Raw genomic sequence first — 14,773 nt, 5'->3', positions numbered from 1 at the left:
ACGCCACGCGGAAATGGGACATCCCAATGGAATTTCACGAATACGCGAGATATGACGCCGTCGGCCTCGGCGAGCTGATCAAGGCGGGCGAGGTGAGCGCCGCGGAGGTCGAGGCCGTCGCGCGGGAGGCGCTGGCGCACGCGGACGCCGAGGTGAACGGGCTGGCGATGCCCTTGTTCGACGAGGCGCTGTGGCACGCCGAGGGCGGGCCGTTCGCCGGGGTGCCGTTCCTGATCAAAGATCACGGGCCGGTGGCGGCCGGGGTGCCGTTCGCCATCGGGAGCCGGAGCATCCGGGGGGCCGTCGCGTCGCGGGACACCGAGCTCATGACCCGCTTCCGTACGGCGGGACTGTCCACCCTCGGCGTCACCACCGTGCCGGAGATGGCGATCAGTTTCTCCACCGAGTCGGTCAAGCACGGGCCCACCCGCAATCCCTGGGACCTGGAGCGGGGCGTCGGCGGGTCCAGCGGCGGTGCCGCCGCGCTGGTGGCCGCCGGGGCGGTGCCGATCGCCCACGGCAGCGACGGCGCCGGGTCCATCCGGGTGCCCGCCGCCTGCTGCGGGCTGGTCGGGCTCAAACCCAGCCGGGGCCGGGTGCCGTGCGGGCCCGACGCGGGCGAGGCGGGGCTCGGCATGAGCTACGAGTTCGCGCTCACCCGCACCGTCAGGGACGCCGCGCACCTGCTGGACGCCGTCCACGGGCCGGCAGTGGGCGACAAGTACACCGCGCCGCCCCCGCACGGCCGGTACGCGGACGACCTCGGCCGCGACCCCGGCCCGCTGCGGGTCGCGGTGACCACCGCGGCCTGGTCGGGCGCGACGGTGCAGCCCGAGGTGGCCGCGGCGGCGGTGCACACCGGGCGGGTGCTGGAACGCGCGGGGCACCACGTGACCGAGGCGAGCCCGGAGGTCGACTGGGACGCCGTCATGCGGAGCCAGGTGGCCGGGCTGGCCGCCATCGCCTCCCTCTACCTGCTGGCCCCGCAGCAGCCGGACCCCATCCGGATGGAAGCGGTGTCCCGGCGGGTGCTGGAGTTCGGCCGGCGGTACGGCGCGGTGGACCTGATGGCGGGCTTCGGCGCGCAGAACCAGGTCACCCGGTCGGTGGGCGCGTTCTTCACCGGCTACGACGTGCTCGTCACGCCCGTCCTCGCCCGCTCCCCGGCGCCGCACGGCACCCTGCGGTACGACGACCCGGCGCACACCGTGACGAGCTGGCTGGAGTCGCTCTTCGACTACAGCCCGTTCGCCGTGGTGTTCAACATCTCCGGCCAGCCCGCGATCAGCCTGCCCCTCGGGCACGGCCTGGACGGGCTGCCGATCGGCGTGCAGCTGGTCGCGCCGTACGGCCGCGAGGACCTGCTGTTCCGGGTCGCCGCGCAGCTGGAACGGGCGACGCCGTGGGCGGGCAGGGTGCCGCCCGTCCACGTCGGCGGCCACTGACACAGATGGCTTGGCGGGCCCGTTGTAGCGGAACAGCGGGCCCGCGGGCGATATTGCTACCGGATGCCGGTGGTACACGCCCACGAGTCACCAGGAGGACGGTCATGACCGACCCAGCAGCCCCGCCCGTCATCGAGGTCACCATCACGGCACCCGTGGAGACCGTGTGGCGCGCGCTGCGTGAGCCGGAGCTGATCCGCCGCTGGCACGGCTGGGACTTCGCGGAGCTGGACGAAGAGGTCGAGAGCATCTACGTCATCGGCATCGCCGCGGACGACACGGCGCGCGTGCTCACCATCCAGAGCGGCGACAAGGTCACCCTGCACCCCGCCGGCGACGACACACTGGTCCGCCTGTCCCGGGCCCCCATCGGCGCCGACCCCGAGTGGGACACCTACTACGACGAGATCACCGAGGGTTGGTACACCTTCCTCCAGCAGCTGCGCTTCGCCCTGGAACGCCACGACCTGGCCGAGCGCCGCACCCTGGTCCTGGAAGGCGCTCTGGAACAGCCCGGCATCCTGGTCGACGCCCTCGGCCTGCACGGCGTGGCCGAGCTGCCCCAGGGATCGCCCTACAAGGCGGAGACCCCCGCGGGCCGCCTGACCGGCGAGGTGTGGGCCGTCGCCCCCGGCCAGCTCCTGCTCACCGCCCAGGAACTCGGCGACGGCCTGGCCGTACTCGCCCAGCAATCCCACACCTCCTACCGCCCCGAAGGCGGCGTACTGATCCTGCTCACCACCTACGGCCTGGACGACACCGCGTTCGCCGCCCTGGAGACCCGCTGGACCTCGTGGTGGGACCGCCACCGGGTGACACCGGAATGACCCGCGGCGCGCACCGGCCGGTCAGGTCTGTGCGTCGAGCAGGACGCGGGCCGCGGTGAGGATGCTCTCGGGGACGGCGGTGGTGCGGACGAGGGCGTAGGACATGCCGCCGTCGAAGAGCATGATCAATTGGTCGGCGAGGGACTCGGGGGCGGGGGCGTTCATCAGGGTCGCCTGGCGGGCGAAGAAGGCGTGCAGGCGGAGTTTGTACTCAAGGGTGATCGGGCGGGCGGGGTGGTGGAGGTCGGAGAGTTCGGCGGTCGCGTTCAGGAAGAGGCAGCCGCGGAAGTCCGGCTCGGTGGAGTGCGCGCGCAGCGTGGCGAAGACGCTCAGGATCCGGTCGCGCGGCGCGGTGCCGTCGTCCTCGGGGGGCAGGTAGCGGTCCATGGCCGCGCCGCCGGTGACGGTGAGGTACGCGGCCACCAGCTCGTCCTTGCCGGTGAAGCGCTGGTACAAGGTTCGCTTGGACACCCCGGCGGCCTCGCTGATGCGGTCGACGCCGGTCGTGTTGATGCCCTCGGTGTAGAACAGCTCGCCCGCGGTCTTCAGGATGCGCTCGCGGACCGTGTCCGGCCTGGTCTCCTTGCTACCCACCCGGCCGAGTCTACCCGGGGTGGAAACAGACCGGTGTACACCGGGCGTCGCGGTCGCGATGCGTCACCATGCGGACGCGCACCGCCGGAAAGGCTACAGTTTCGGCGGACATCTCCCTGTCTGTGACTGCGAAAGGATTCTCCAGTGGCCGTAGCAGCGGATCCCGGCCGATGGCACGCACGCCTCGGGGAGCTGATCGCCGAGTACGGTGTGCCCGGCGCGACCCTGGCCTACCTGCACGAGGGTGACGTCCACGAGTACGCCGCGGGCGTGCTCAACGTGGCGACCGGGGTCGAGGCGACCCCGGACTCCCTCTTCCAGATCGGCTCGATCACCAAGCTGTGGACGGCCACCCAGATCATGAAGCTGGTGGAGGCGGGCGAGCTGACGCTGGACACGCCGGTGTCCGCCGTCATGCCGGGCTTCCGGGTGGCCGATCCGGAGGTGTCCTCCGCCGTGACCCTCCGGCACCTGCTCACGCACACCTCGGGCATCGACGGCGATCTGTTCCTGGACACCGGCAGGGGGGACGACTGCGTGGCAAGTTACGTCGCGGCCTGCGCGAACCTCGGGCAGAACCACCCGCTCGGCGCCACGCACTCGTACTGCAACTCCGGGTTCATCATCGCGGGACGGGTCGTCGAGTGCGTCACCGGCAAGGTGTGGGACGCCGCGCTGCGCGAGCAGATCGTGGAGCCGCTCGGGCTGACCCACACCTGGACGCTGCCGGAGGACGTGCTGCGCTTCCGCGGCGCGATGGGCCACCACAACGGCGCGCCAGCCCCGGCCTGGGGCCTGATGCGCTCCTGCGGGCCGGCCGGGCTGATCTGCGCCAGGGCCGCCGACGTGGTCGCCTTCGCCCGCGCGCACCTCGGCGCCGGGCTGCTCGCCGACCCCCGGGCGATGTGGCGGCCGCAGGTGGACGTCCCCAACCCGCACGCGCTCGGCAAGCAGTGGGGCATCGGCTGGGTGGTCGACGACTGGCAGGGTCAGCTGGTGCTCTCCCATGGCGGCAACACCATCGGCCAGTCGGCCATGTTGTGGATGGTGCCCGGCACCGGGACGATCGTGTGCGTGCTGGCCAACGGCGGGCACACCGCGGCGTTCCAGCACGCCGTGGCCACCGAGCTGTTCGGCGAGCTGATCGGCGTGGCCGTGCCGCCCATGCTGGGGCCGCCCGCCGTGCCGTACGAGACCGACGTCGAGCGGTACGCCGGGGTGTACGAGCGGGAGGGCAATCGGCTGACGCTGACCGTGCGCGACGGCCGTCTCCGGCTGCACGACGAGATCACCGGGGCGCTCGCGGGCACGGAGGAGCCGCAGGAGATGGACCTGATCCCGGTCAACGACACCACGTTCGTCGGGCGGCTGGAAGGACGGCCCAACTGGATGTCCGCCGTCTTCTACGAGCTGGCCGACGGCCGGCCGTACCTCCACCTCGCCGCCCGCGCCACCCCGAAGGTCGCCTGACTCACCGGGCGATCCACTCGGTGGCGACGGTCACCTCGTCCAGCGCCGCCGGGATCGGCTCCACGCCGATGCCCGGCCCGGTGGGCACGTCCAGGTGGCCCTCGCGCAGCGTGAACGGCTCGGTGACGTCGGCGGTGTAGTAGCGCCGGGAGGCCGAGGTGTCGCCGGGCAGGGTGAAGCCGGGCAGCGCGGCCAGGGCGACGTTCGCGGCGCGGCCGATGCCCGTCTCCAGCATGCCGCCGCACCAGACGGCGACGCCGTGCGCGCCGCACAGGTCGTGGATGCGCCGGGCCTCCAGGTAGCCGCCCACCCGGCCGGGCTTGATGTTGACGACCTGGCAGGCGCCGAGGGAGATGGCGGCGGCGGCGTGCGCGGCGGACTCGATGGACTCGTCCAGGCAGATCGGGGTGGTGATCCTCGTGGCCAGCCGCGCGTGCTGCACGATGTCGTCGTCGGCCAGCGGCTGCTCGATGAGCAGCAGGCCGAATTCGTCCAGCCGGGCCAGGTGGGGGGCGTCGGTCAGGGTGTAGGCGGCGTTCGCGTCGACCTGCAACGGCACGCCGGGGCCGAAGCGCTCGCGGACGGCGCGCACCGGCTCCAGGTCCCAGCCGGGCTCGATCTTGAGCTTGATCCGGAGGTAGCCCTCGTCCAGGTACCCGGCGACCGCATCGAGCAGCGCGGGGACCGAGTCCATGATGCCGACCGACACCCCCGCCGGGACGCGGGTGGCCGACGCGCCGAGGAACGCGGCGAGGGACTGGCCGGTGCCCCGCAGCGCGGCGTCCAGCACGGCCGTCTCCAGGGCCGCCTTGGCCATGCGGTGTCCCTTGAACGGCCGCAGGGCGCGCTCGACGGCGTAGGGGTCGGCGTGCGCGGGCAGCGCGGGGATCAGGAAGCGGCGCAGCGCGTCGGCGGCTCCGTCGACGTACTCGGACGAGTAGAGCGGCGCGGACATGGCCACGCACTCGCCCCAGCCCTCGGTGTCCGCGGTGACCACCCGCAGCAGCAGCACCTCGCGCATCGTCTCGGTGCCGAAGGAGGTGCGGAACGGCGCCACCAGCGGCATCGCGATCCGGCGCAGCTCGATTCCAGTGATCTTCATGGTGATGTGCGGCGCCCGCGCCGCGTCTCCCTTCCGTTCGGATGCGACCCCCGGCGTGACGGATACGCCCCCGGAAGTGACGGCCTCCCGATCGCGCCGCGCCGTCCCTCCGCCGCGCCGTGCCGTCTCACCGCCGCGTCCGCTCCCTGTGTGCCGCGCTGTTCCGGGTCACCCGCGGACCGCCTCGATCAGGCCCGCGAGCAGCGCGGCGCGGCCCGGCATCTCGGCCACGATCACGTGCTCGCCTTCGGCGTGCGCGCCGCCGCCGACCGCGCCGAGGCCGTCCAGGGTGGGGCAGCCGGCCCCGGCGGTGAAGTTGCCGTCCGAGGCGCCGCCCACCCCGGCACCGGCGAGCGGTGGGAGGCCGAGGCCGGCGGCGACCCGCTGGGCCAGGGCGAACAGGGCGGCGGAGGAGTCCGGCTCCAGCGGCGGGCGGTTCGGCCCGCCGAGCACCTCCAGCCGCGTCCCGGCGATGCGCGGGGACAGGGCCCTGAGCAGCTCGTCCACCCGGTGCTGCGCGGCGAGGGTCGGCACCCGCACGTCCACCGCCACCCGGGCCCGCGCGGGCACGGTGTTGACCGTCGTCCCGGCCGACGACAGGGTCGGCGTGATGGTGACCGGACCGAGGATCCCCGCGTCCCCGTCCTCCCGCCCGCTCCCCTGCGCGCGGGACGCGCCGTTGACGTGGTCGGCGAGGGTGGTGATGGCGAGGATCTGGTGGGCCAGTTCGACGCCGGCGTTGGCCCCCTTGCCGGGGTCGAGGCCCGCGTGGGCGCCGCGGCCGTGCACGACCAGCTCGTAGTTCGACGTGCCCTTGCGCGCGATCTTGAGGGCGCCGCCGTCCGCGCTGGCCTCCAGCACGAACGCCGCCGCGCAGCCCCGGGCCGCCTCCTCGATCAGGGGGCGCGAGGTCGGCGACCCGAGCTCCTCGTCCCCGGTGACCAGCACGCACACCCCGTCCGGGGACGGCAGCGTGGCCAGCGCGTGGAACATCTGCACCAGCCCGGCCTTCATGTCGAACACCCCCGGGCCGCGGGCCACGCCGTCCACGACCGACCACGGGTTGGCGCTCAGCGACCCGATCGGCCAGACGGTGTCGTGGTGCCCGACCAGCAGCACCTTGGGCGTGCCGAAGCTCCAGCGCAGGTGGGTGACCCCGTCGATCACGACCGTCTCGGGGGGCTCCCCGAGCGCGCGCCGCCCGAGCTCTCCCACCAGCGCGGCGCTGCGCGCCACGGCCTCGTGGTCGGCTGAGAAGGATTCGCAGGTGACCAGCTCGGCCAGGTCCGCGAGCATGGTGTCCAGATCCACCGGCGTCCTCCGATCGTGGGGCTACCGTCGACCGTATGCCAGGCGGGCGACCGGCGGCCCGCCCGGGGTCGGTGATCGGCCGGTGCGCGATTCTGTGCGAAACATCCGAGACCGGGGTGATCCGGCGGAGTACATTGGCCCCGTGGCGGAGCCCGGCACCACCTCCGACCCGGCGCCGGTGCCTCCCGCGCCGTCCACGCCTCCCGTGCGGGGCGTCGTGCTCACCCCCGGCGTCCTGGTCACCGCGGCCGTCGCGGCCTTCTCCCTGGCGATGGTCGTCCTGCTGGTCGCCGGCGTCGGGTCCTCCTTCTGGCGGATCGTCACGCTGCTGGCCGCGAGCGCGGGCGTCGCGGTGGTGGTGGTCCGGCTCCCCGCCTCGTGGCGGGCGCGCGGCGGGCTGCTGGTCACGGCGTTCGTCGCCACGGCCGGGCTGCTCCCGGTGCTCGCCGGTGCGGAGCCCGAGCCCAAGCCGTCCGCCCGGGTGAACGTCTCCTACCTGGCCGACCTGGTGCGGCGCGGGCCGTTCACCGAGGAGCTGCCGCGGCCGCTCACCATGGACGGCTTCAAGGACGTCCTGGTCTCCGACGCGCTGGACAAGGTGGACGCCGTCGCGCTGAAGCTGTCGTGGCCGGACGAGAAAGACCCCTTCCAGGGCTTCGAGGGCCCCAACGCGCACATCGAGATCTACGACACCCCGCAGCGGGCCGCCGAACGCGCCAGGCAGCGGTTCGCCGCGCTCAGGAAGCAGTACGCCGACTCCGGCCCGGCCCAGCAGAACGCCGCGAGCTACTTCGTCTTCACCGACACCGAGCTGTTCGCGGGCGGTTCCCGTGGACACGCGTACGTGGAGGCCTACTCGTTCGGCCCGAGCAACGCCGACCTCGCCCTGGCGAGCGGCACGGTGACCGCCGTACTCAGGTACACCGACCGCATGGCGGCCCAGGCCACCGGCTGACCACGCTCAGCCCATCGGGCCCGCCGCCCGGGGCGCCCTCGCCGGGACCCGGCACGGGAAAATTCGCTTCTGGAGCGGGCACTGCCGCCGGTAGCCTCGGCCGCATGCGCGATCAGCCGATGGACGTCGACGAGGGCGCGCTGCTCGGTGCCCTGAAGGAATGGGGCCTCGCCCCCGAGACGGTGACGTACGCCCCCGTGGGCTTCGGGGACCACCACTGGATCGCCCGTGCATCCGGCGGGGATCGGTGGTTCGTCACGGTGGCCGACCTGCCGGGCAAGACCTACTGCGGCGACGGCGCGGACGCCGCGTTCGGCGGGCTGCGCATGGCCATGGACACCACCTGGCACCTGAGCGAGCGGGCCGGGCTCCCGTTCGTGGTGGCCCCGCTGCGCACGCCGGACGGCGAGACGGTCCTGCGGCTCGGGCAGCGGTACGGCCTCAGCGTCTTCCCGTACGCGGACGGCGCCCCCGGCGAGTTCGGGCAGGCGCTCACGCCGGAGGAACGCGCGCCGGTCATCGACATGCTGGCCGTTCTGCACGGGACCGCGACCCCGGCGCCGGTCCCGGTCGCGCGTCTCGAACTGCCGGCCCGCGCGGAGCTGGAGGAGGCCCTCGCCGAGGCCCACAGCCCATGGCACGGCGGCCCGTACGCCGAGCCCGCCCGCGCCCTGACCGCCGAGCACGCCGCCGGCCTGCGGCGCCGCCTGAGCGAGTTCGACCGGCGCGCCGCGGCCGTCCGGGGCGAGCCGGTCGTCACCCACGGCGAGCCGCACCCCGGCAACGTGCTCCGCGCACCCGGCGGCGCCCTGCTCGTCGACTGGGACACCGTCGGCCTGGCCCCGCCGGAACGGGACCTGTGGCTGGTCGCCGCCGAGCCCGCCGACCTCGACCGCTACGCCTACGCCACCGGCCGCCACCTCGACCCGTCGGTCCTTACGCTCTACCGCCTCCGCTGGTCCCTTGCGGACGTGTCCCTCTTCCTGTCGTACTTCCGCTCCTCGCACGGCCGGACGGCCGACGCCGAGCAGTCGTGGGCCGGGCTGACCGGCACCGTGGAATGGCTGACCACGAGCGGATAGCGCGGGCCCGTATCGTTTGCGGACCGGACAAAAGATTGCCTTTGCGAACCGCTTCAATAGCGCGACGGCAGCGGGCCGCTGGAGCGCATTCTTATCCCCGCCGGCGCGGACCCGCCGCAGGTACACGGGGTGGGCCGAATTAAAAGAGCCGCCGGCCCATGTGATGGGAGAAACACCCGCCGAAATATGTTTCGGGGGGGAATGCTCGGGCCATGGATGCTTTTTTCGTGTCGATGCACAGCCCTTGCGAGGGCCCGTCGGTGTGGACGCCGGTGACTGAGGAACAGGTCGTGGCCCCTGGCGCCGTGGCGGAACGACTGATCGCCGCGGCCCCTCGGTGACCCCGCCCGGCTGGGGGGCGTGCGGTGACCGCCGGCACAGACGAGGAACCGGACGCGGGCGCCGGGATTCTGCGCCCCCGGGTGAAGCGGGAGCACCGTCCCCACCGGTACGGGGACGGCAGGGTGCGGGTGGGTGGCGCGATCTACGGCCTGGCCGCCGAGATCAGCGACCCGCAGGGCTGGGTCTGGGCGGCGCTGACACTGATGGACGGCACCCTGCCGGTGCCGGAGATCGTGGAACGCCTCGAACGGCGGTTCCCCGAACTGTCGGCCCGGCAGGCGGAGTCGGTGGTCGTCCAGCTCATCGGCTCCGGCTACGTCGAGGACGCCGCCGCCGAGCCGCCGTCCGAGCTGACGCCGCGCGAACTGGAGCGTTACAGCAGGAACTACGCCTACTTCCGGCGCGTCGACCTGATCCCGCGCGCGCACGGCTGGGAGGCGCAGCTCGCGCTGAAGCGGGCGCGCGTGGTGGTGCTCGGGCTCGGCGGGACCGGCAGCCACGTGGCCTGGGCGCTCGCCGCCGCGGGGGTCGGATGGCTGCACTGCGTGGATCCGGACGTCGTCGAGCTGTCCAACCTGAGCCGTCAGGTGCTGTACGCCGAGGCGGACGTCGGCATGGCCAAGGTGGACGCCGCGCTGCGCCGGTTACGCGAGGTCAACTCCGACGTGGCCGTCAGCGGCGACCGTGCGCGGGTGGCGAGCGCGGCGGAGCTCGGGCGGCTGGTGCGCGGCGCCGACATGCTCGCGCTGTGCGCCGACGAGCCCGGCGGCCACGGCCTGCGCGTCTGGGCGAACCGCGTGTGCGCGGGGGCCGGCATCCCGTGGGCGGGCGGCGGGTACAGCGGCCCGCTGGTGACGGTCGGCGTGTACACCCCCGGCGGGCCGTGCTACGAGTGCGTCAGCGCGGCCGAGCAGGCCCGGCACCCCCCGGGGGCCCGGGTCGACCTCGGCGGGCCCGGGGTGCTCGCGACCTCGGCGGGGCTCACCGGGCACCTGCTGGCGCACGCGGTGATCACGCAGCTCACCGGTGTGCCACCGCTGCCGTCCGGCCGGGTCTTCGGCCTGAACCTGATCGCGCCGGACCAGCACATCGACATCCGCCACCCCCGGCGCGGCGACTGCCCGGTGTGCGGGCCCGGCGCTCGCGCAGAGTGATGGGGATCTGCGGGGATACATGGTGGTACGGGTGGTTATATCGCTTGACCGCGCAGGTCGGCGCTCGGAGGATCGAGCCACATCGCCGGGGCCGTCCTAGCCGACGGGGTTGACCGGACTTCCGCCGGCCCTGGTTACAGCAAGGGAAGGGAAGCCATGACCTTCGCGGAACGCGAGATCCTGCCCGCCGAGAAGGAGGGGGAGGTGCGGGCGACGATCGTCATCCGCAGGCTCGACCAGTCCGAGACCACCACCGACAGCTCTGGTAACTCCAACTGATCTGACATTCCCTGCACTGATAGTACGAAGGTCCCCGGTACCGGGCCGGCCGTTCAACGGCCGTGGCCCGGCCCGGCGCCGGGGGCCTGCGCGAGAAGTGCCTCGGCGCCGGGCACCACCAGGCTCAGGAAGGCGTCGTTCAGGACCGCCGGGGTGGCGGTGAAGTCCCCGTCCACCCATTCGCGGACCAGCGCCATGAACGCCCCGACGATGCCGGTGACCACCAGGTCCAGCGACTCCGGCGGGCGCCGCCCGTCCGGCAGGGACGCCAGCAGCTCCTCCCGCACGACGGCGGCCAGCACCTGCTCGGCGTGCGCCACCACCGTCGTCCCGCCCCTGCGGCCGATCAGCGCGCGCACCAGGCGCCCCTGCTCCCGGACGTGCTCGAACATCGGCAGGCTGAAGGAGAACAGCGCGGCCGGCGCGGCCCTCGGGACGGGATGCAGGATCCTGACCAGCTCGTCGAGGTTGCTGAACAGCACCTCCTGCTTGCCGGTGAAGTGGGCGTAGAAGGTGGAGCGGCCGACGTCGGCCCGGCCGATGACGTCGGTGACGGTCACCGCGTCGTAGCCCTTCTCCAGGATCAGCTCGACCAGGGCCTGCTGGACGGCCCGCCGGGTGCGGCGGACGCGGCGGTCCGGCGCCTGCGGGCCGGTGATTCCGAACATTTCTCGACCCCTGTCCGGTACGGCACAACCTCGCCGATCTGCTGATTGACCCACCGAGGTCAACGAACGGAGTATACGTAACCGAACACTCTGTTCAGGAAACCCTCTGACACGGGAGGCGGAGAACCATGTGCCACGGCAGGAAGCACGACCACGGGGACCAGGGGGGCGGCACGATCGACCACCCCCGGGCGTACGAGGCGCTCGCCGCGGTGATCCTCGCGGGGCGCCGGCGCCGGATGTACACGCGGATGGCCGAACTGTCCGGCGTACGGCCGGGGGACCGCGTGCTGGACGTCGGCTGCGGCACCGGATACCTGACCCGGCTGGTCGCCCCCCGGGTCGGGCCCGGAGGGCGGGTGACCGGGCTGGACGCCTCGGCGCCCATGATCGAGTACGCGCGGCGGCGGGCGCCGGGGGACTGCTCCTACGTGGTGGGCGAGGGGCAGGACATGCCCCTGCCGGACTCCTCGTTCGACGTCGTGGTGTCCAGCTTCGCCGTGCACCACATCCCCGCCTCGGCCCGCGCCGCCACCGTGCGGGAGATGTTCCGCGTGCTGCGGCCGGGCGGGCGGCTGCTGATCGCCGAGTTCCGCCCGCCGCGGGGGCACGCGGTGGAGCACGTGCTCAACGCCCTGTTCGGGCCCGCGCTGCGCACCGGCATGCGCGAGCTCCTGCCCGGTCTGTGCGCGGAGGCCGGGTTCCAGGTGGAGCGCGTCGAACCGTTCCGGCCCGTGTCGTTCCACCTGGTGGCCGTGCGTCCCGCCGCGGACCGGGAGCCCGCTAACGGGCCTTCATGAAGGCCCGCCCGGCCGCGGTCGGCGTGCCGTCGTCGCGGAACAGGCCGCTGTTCGGCTTGCCGCTCTCTGCGGGCAGGCCGAACCAGGCGTAGCGCTGGACGTACGGCAGGGCGGCCAGCATGCGGGTGGAGGCGGTGACGAAGGCGGCCTGCTGGCTGTCGGTGGGGAAGCGGGCGCCGCGCGAGAAGTCGATCAGCGCGTACTCGGTGAGCCAGATCGGCTTGCGGTAGCGCTTGTACACGGCCTGCAGGTAGTTCTTCAGCTGCCCCGTCGCCGCCGCGGCGCGGAAGTCGCCGCCGTACCAGTGCAGGGTGATGAAGTCGACCCGATAGCGCTTCTTGGCCGCGCCGGACATGAACCGGTCGAGCCAGCCGCCTCGGGTGTCCCCGCCGAACGCCACGGCCGGGCTGCCGAGCACCCGGCCCGCCTTCATCAGCTTGGGCCACAGGGCGAGCGCCTGCTCCACGCTCATGTTGGACTGCGCGGTCATGTCCGGCTCGTTGAACCCCAGCAGATACGGCCCCGCGGCCCGCGCCTCGGCGAGGGTGCGCGCGTCCACGCTCTTGGCCCCCCAGATCATCGGCACGAACCTCGCCCCCCTGGGCGTGGTGATCCCGTCGTGCCGCGTGGACCAGTTGTAGTACCACTTGGCCCCCGACCGGGCGAGCGCCGTGCTCACCCCGCGCATCTTCCACACCCCCACCCCCTTCTTCACCGACACCGCAGGAGCGACGGTGCGACGCGGCGTAGGAGCAGGCGTGGGCTTCTGCGCACGACGTTTGGCAGGCGACCGCGACGGCGTCGCCGCAGCCACCGCCACCGGCGCGGACCCCACCACAGGCGCCGCGGCCTCAGCAGCCGGCGGCCCCGCGTTCAGATGCCCGGCCAGCAACACCCCAGCCACCACGACCACCGCCCCACCAAACGCGGCCGACCCGGCCACCGGCCCATTGGACAACATCGCCATCACTCCTCGCGGTCGATCATTGATCACACGCACGGCCCGATGGGCCCCACCTCCACCCGGCCGGACTCCAGCCGTGTGCGCTCCGCCGTTGCCGGGCACGAGCGTCACCCCGCCGTCCCCGGGGGGCGCCTGCACGCCGCCGACGTGCGCGGCTCCAGGCCCGGACAGCGACGGAAGATACTTTGCGATCATGGCGGCGGGGACCGGAAGCAGAGGGATCCCACCCAGCAGGCGTTCGACGGGCAGCAGCCCGGCGGTGCGGTGACCGCAGTCCGCGCAGGAGTGGATGTGGCGGGCGAAGCGCTTGCGCCACAACGGGCCCGGCGTACCGTCCCAGTTCCAGGCGAGCTCCCTCAGGTCGCCACACCCCGCCCCGGACCCCAGGGCGCGGACGACCGTGCGCGCGACCTGCACCTGCTCCTTCATGCGCTGCACACGCACGGCGGCGTGCCGCCCCGACAGACCGAGCGCGGCGGCGAGGTCCGCCCGCCCGAGCTCGCCGGTCTCCTCCAGCCACCAGAGCGCCAGCAACGCCCTGTCGTCCTTGTCCAGCCAGCGTGTGGCCTCGGCGACCTCGCGCCGCTGGTCGGTGAGCCCGAGCCGCAAGATGGTCACGGCCGCGAAGTCCGACGCCGGATCCGGCACCTCCTCCGCGGTGTCCAGCCCCGTCCCGCGATGCCGCGCCGTCCTGCGGTCCCGCTCATGGTCCCGCACCTGCCGCACCGCGATGGCCACCAGCCACGACCGGTACGCCGAGGTGTCCCGCAGCCCCCGCAGCCCGTTCACCACCCGCAGCAACGTTTCTTGAACCACGTCGTCCACATCGGCGTGCCCGCCGAGCGCCCGCCCGACGATGTTGTAGACAAGCGGAAGCGAATCGGCCACCAACGTGTCCAGCGCCCGCCGGTCCCCATCCCGCGCCGCGGCCACCAGAGCCGCGTCCGGCCCACTCCCACCTACTCCGGCCATCGCACTCCACTCCCGCCCTCGCTCCACGCCCCAACGCCACCCGCCCCCACCGAACCGGGACGATTCTCCACCACGACCTGACCGAAAAGTCCGTCTTTAGGGGAGACGGCCCAGAGGGACCCCAGATAACGAAAACCCGTCACCGAATCTCGCCGTCCCACCCCCCCGCACGGTCCCACCCCACCCGCACGTCGCCCTCCTCGCCGAGGAGCTGCTCTCCCTCGGCGCCGAGCGGTGGGACGTGGCGCGGCGAAGTCGGCGCCGCCGTACGGCGGAAACCACACCTATCCACCCGCCACGGAAATGGTCCTCGCAGAGGGCGCGCTTCGCGCGGAAGCCGCAAGGGCTGTCTTATGTGGGGGCAGGCCCCCACACCCCCGGCCCTGCCGGGCTCATAGTGCTCCACCGCCGCGCGTTCCGTCGGGCCGGTGTCGCGCCGTATGACGGCGCGGTGTTCGCCGTCCGCCTTCCCGCCGACCCGGCGCCGGACAAAGACGAACTCGACGAGGCGACGGGGGCTCTGGCGGCGCCGCCGTATGGCGGAAAACCACACCTATCCACCCGCCACGAAATGGTCCTCGCAGAGGGCGCGCTTCGCGCGGAAGCCGCAAGGGCTGTCTTATGTGGGGGCCAGCCCCAATGCCACTTAGCTTAAGTTGATCTTGTTGTGGTGTTGGATGGTGAGGGCGATAGTTGGTGGTTTTGTGTGGTGTGTGCCGATGTCGTTGTCGCGTTTGGCGTGGTATTGGTTGTGGCGGGTGCGTTTGACCACGCGGGGGTAGGTGCGGTGTCTGCGGGGCGGGTTGAG

General features: G+C 73.0%; 13 protein-coding genes. 8 read left to right on the top strand and 5 right to left on the bottom strand.

Annotated elements, in window-relative coordinates:
* Positions 1-26: 26 nt before the first annotated feature.
* Positions 27-1,445: an amidase gene (locus tag ACFP1K_RS20125; RefSeq protein WP_380755495.1), complete on the top strand. Its 1,419-nt coding sequence runs from the start codon at positions 27-29 to the stop codon at positions 1,443-1,445.
* Positions 1,446-1,549: 104 nt separating this feature from the next.
* Entirely contained in the window at positions 1,550-2,272 is a 723-nt protein-coding gene (locus ACFP1K_RS20120; RefSeq protein WP_380755493.1) for an SRPBCC family protein, read from the top strand.
* Between the two features lie 21 nt (positions 2,273-2,293).
* Here ACFP1K_RS20120 and ACFP1K_RS20115 read toward each other — a convergent pair whose 3' ends face one another.
* Positions 2,294-2,866 carry a TetR/AcrR family transcriptional regulator gene (locus tag ACFP1K_RS20115; protein WP_380755491.1) on the bottom strand — a complete coding sequence of 191 codons (573 nt, stop codon included), beginning with the start codon at positions 2,864-2,866 and terminating at the stop codon, positions 2,294-2,296.
* Between the two features lie 144 nt (positions 2,867-3,010).
* Here ACFP1K_RS20115 and ACFP1K_RS20110 point away from each other — a divergent pair, with 144 nt between their 5' ends.
* Positions 3,011-4,336, top strand: a complete 1,326-nt coding sequence (locus ACFP1K_RS20110) for a serine hydrolase (protein ID WP_380755489.1) — start codon at positions 3,011-3,013, stop codon at positions 4,334-4,336.
* Between the two features lies 1 nt (position 4,337).
* Here the strand turns inward: ACFP1K_RS20110 and menC are convergent, their stop codons facing one another.
* A complete protein-coding gene (gene menC, locus ACFP1K_RS20105) occupies positions 4,338-5,438 on the bottom strand; it encodes an o-succinylbenzoate synthase (protein ID WP_380755487.1) in 1,101 nt (366 codons plus the stop codon).
* A 168-nt stretch (positions 5,439-5,606) separates the two neighbouring features.
* Positions 5,607-6,749: a M20 family metallopeptidase gene (locus ACFP1K_RS20100; protein WP_380755485.1), complete on the bottom strand. Its 1,143-nt coding sequence runs from the start codon at positions 6,747-6,749 to the stop codon at positions 5,607-5,609.
* A gap of 142 nt (positions 6,750-6,891) precedes the next feature.
* Between ACFP1K_RS20100 and ACFP1K_RS20095 the strand changes: the two genes are divergently transcribed.
* The 4 genes from ACFP1K_RS20095 to ACFP1K_RS20080 all read left to right on the top strand — a co-directional run bounded on the left by ACFP1K_RS20095 (position 6,892) and on the right by ACFP1K_RS20080 (position 10,561).
* Entirely contained in the window at positions 6,892-7,704 is an 813-nt protein-coding gene (locus ACFP1K_RS20095; RefSeq protein ID WP_380755484.1) for a hypothetical protein, read from the top strand.
* Between the two features lie 104 nt (positions 7,705-7,808).
* Positions 7,809-8,786 (top strand): phosphotransferase enzyme family protein, encoded by a 978-nt coding sequence (locus ACFP1K_RS20090; protein ID WP_380755482.1) that lies wholly within the window; start codon positions 7,809-7,811, stop codon positions 8,784-8,786.
* A gap of 365 nt (positions 8,787-9,151) precedes the next feature.
* Positions 9,152-10,282, top strand: a complete 1,131-nt coding sequence (locus ACFP1K_RS20085; RefSeq protein ID WP_380755480.1) for a HesA/MoeB/ThiF family protein — start codon at positions 9,152-9,154, stop codon at positions 10,280-10,282.
* A 156-nt stretch (positions 10,283-10,438) separates the two neighbouring features.
* Positions 10,439-10,561, top strand: a complete 123-nt coding sequence (locus ACFP1K_RS20080; protein ID WP_380755478.1) for a hypothetical protein — start codon at positions 10,439-10,441, stop codon at positions 10,559-10,561.
* Between the two features lie 53 nt (positions 10,562-10,614).
* On the opposite strand, the gene ACFP1K_RS20075 is transcribed toward ACFP1K_RS20080, so the two are convergent.
* Entirely contained in the window at positions 10,615-11,229 is a 615-nt protein-coding gene (locus tag ACFP1K_RS20075) for a TetR/AcrR family transcriptional regulator (RefSeq protein ID WP_380755476.1), read from the bottom strand.
* Positions 11,230-11,357: 128 nt separating this feature from the next.
* Here ACFP1K_RS20075 and ACFP1K_RS20070 point away from each other — a divergent pair, with 128 nt between their 5' ends.
* Positions 11,358-12,029: a methyltransferase domain-containing protein gene (locus ACFP1K_RS20070; protein ID WP_380755474.1), complete on the top strand. Its 672-nt coding sequence runs from the start codon at positions 11,358-11,360 to the stop codon at positions 12,027-12,029.
* Here the strand turns inward: ACFP1K_RS20070 and ACFP1K_RS20065 are convergent.
* Positions 12,013-13,965: a sigma-70 family RNA polymerase sigma factor gene (locus tag ACFP1K_RS20065; RefSeq protein WP_380755472.1), complete on the bottom strand. Its 1,953-nt coding sequence runs from the start codon at positions 13,963-13,965 to the stop codon at positions 12,013-12,015. The two genes, ACFP1K_RS20070 and ACFP1K_RS20065, sit on opposite strands and share 17 nt — an antisense overlap.
* Positions 13,966-14,773 lie beyond the last annotated feature (808 nt).

This window comes from Sphaerisporangium aureirubrum, assembly GCF_042658925.1.
In the GTDB taxonomy this organism is placed as follows: Bacteria; Actinomycetota; Actinomycetes; order Streptosporangiales; family Streptosporangiaceae; genus Sphaerisporangium; species Sphaerisporangium aureirubrum.
This window is presented reverse-complemented; position numbering and strand designations above follow the sequence as displayed.

Coding starts and splice junctions, on each gene's coding strand:
- ACFP1K_RS20090 (WP_380755482.1), top strand. CDS start 7,809: ATGCGCGATCAGCCGATGGACGTCGACGAGGGCGCGCTGCTCGGTGCC.
- ACFP1K_RS20120 (WP_380755493.1), top strand. CDS start 1,550: ATGACCGACCCAGCAGCCCCGCCCGTCATCGAGGTCACCATCACGGCA.
- menC (WP_380755487.1), bottom strand. CDS start 5,438: ATGAAGATCACTGGAATCGAGCTGCGCCGGATCGCGATGCCGCTGGTG.
- ACFP1K_RS20080 (WP_380755478.1), top strand. CDS start 10,439: ATGACCTTCGCGGAACGCGAGATCCTGCCCGCCGAGAAGGAGGGGGAG.
- ACFP1K_RS20075 (WP_380755476.1), bottom strand. CDS start 11,229: ATGTTCGGAATCACCGGCCCGCAGGCGCCGGACCGCCGCGTCCGCCGC.
- ACFP1K_RS20070 (WP_380755474.1), top strand. CDS start 11,358: ATGTGCCACGGCAGGAAGCACGACCACGGGGACCAGGGGGGCGGCACG.
- ACFP1K_RS20065 (WP_380755472.1), bottom strand. CDS start 13,965: ATGGCCGGAGTAGGTGGGAGTGGGCCGGACGCGGCTCTGGTGGCCGCG.
- ACFP1K_RS20125 (WP_380755495.1), top strand. CDS start 27: ATGGAATTTCACGAATACGCGAGATATGACGCCGTCGGCCTCGGCGAG.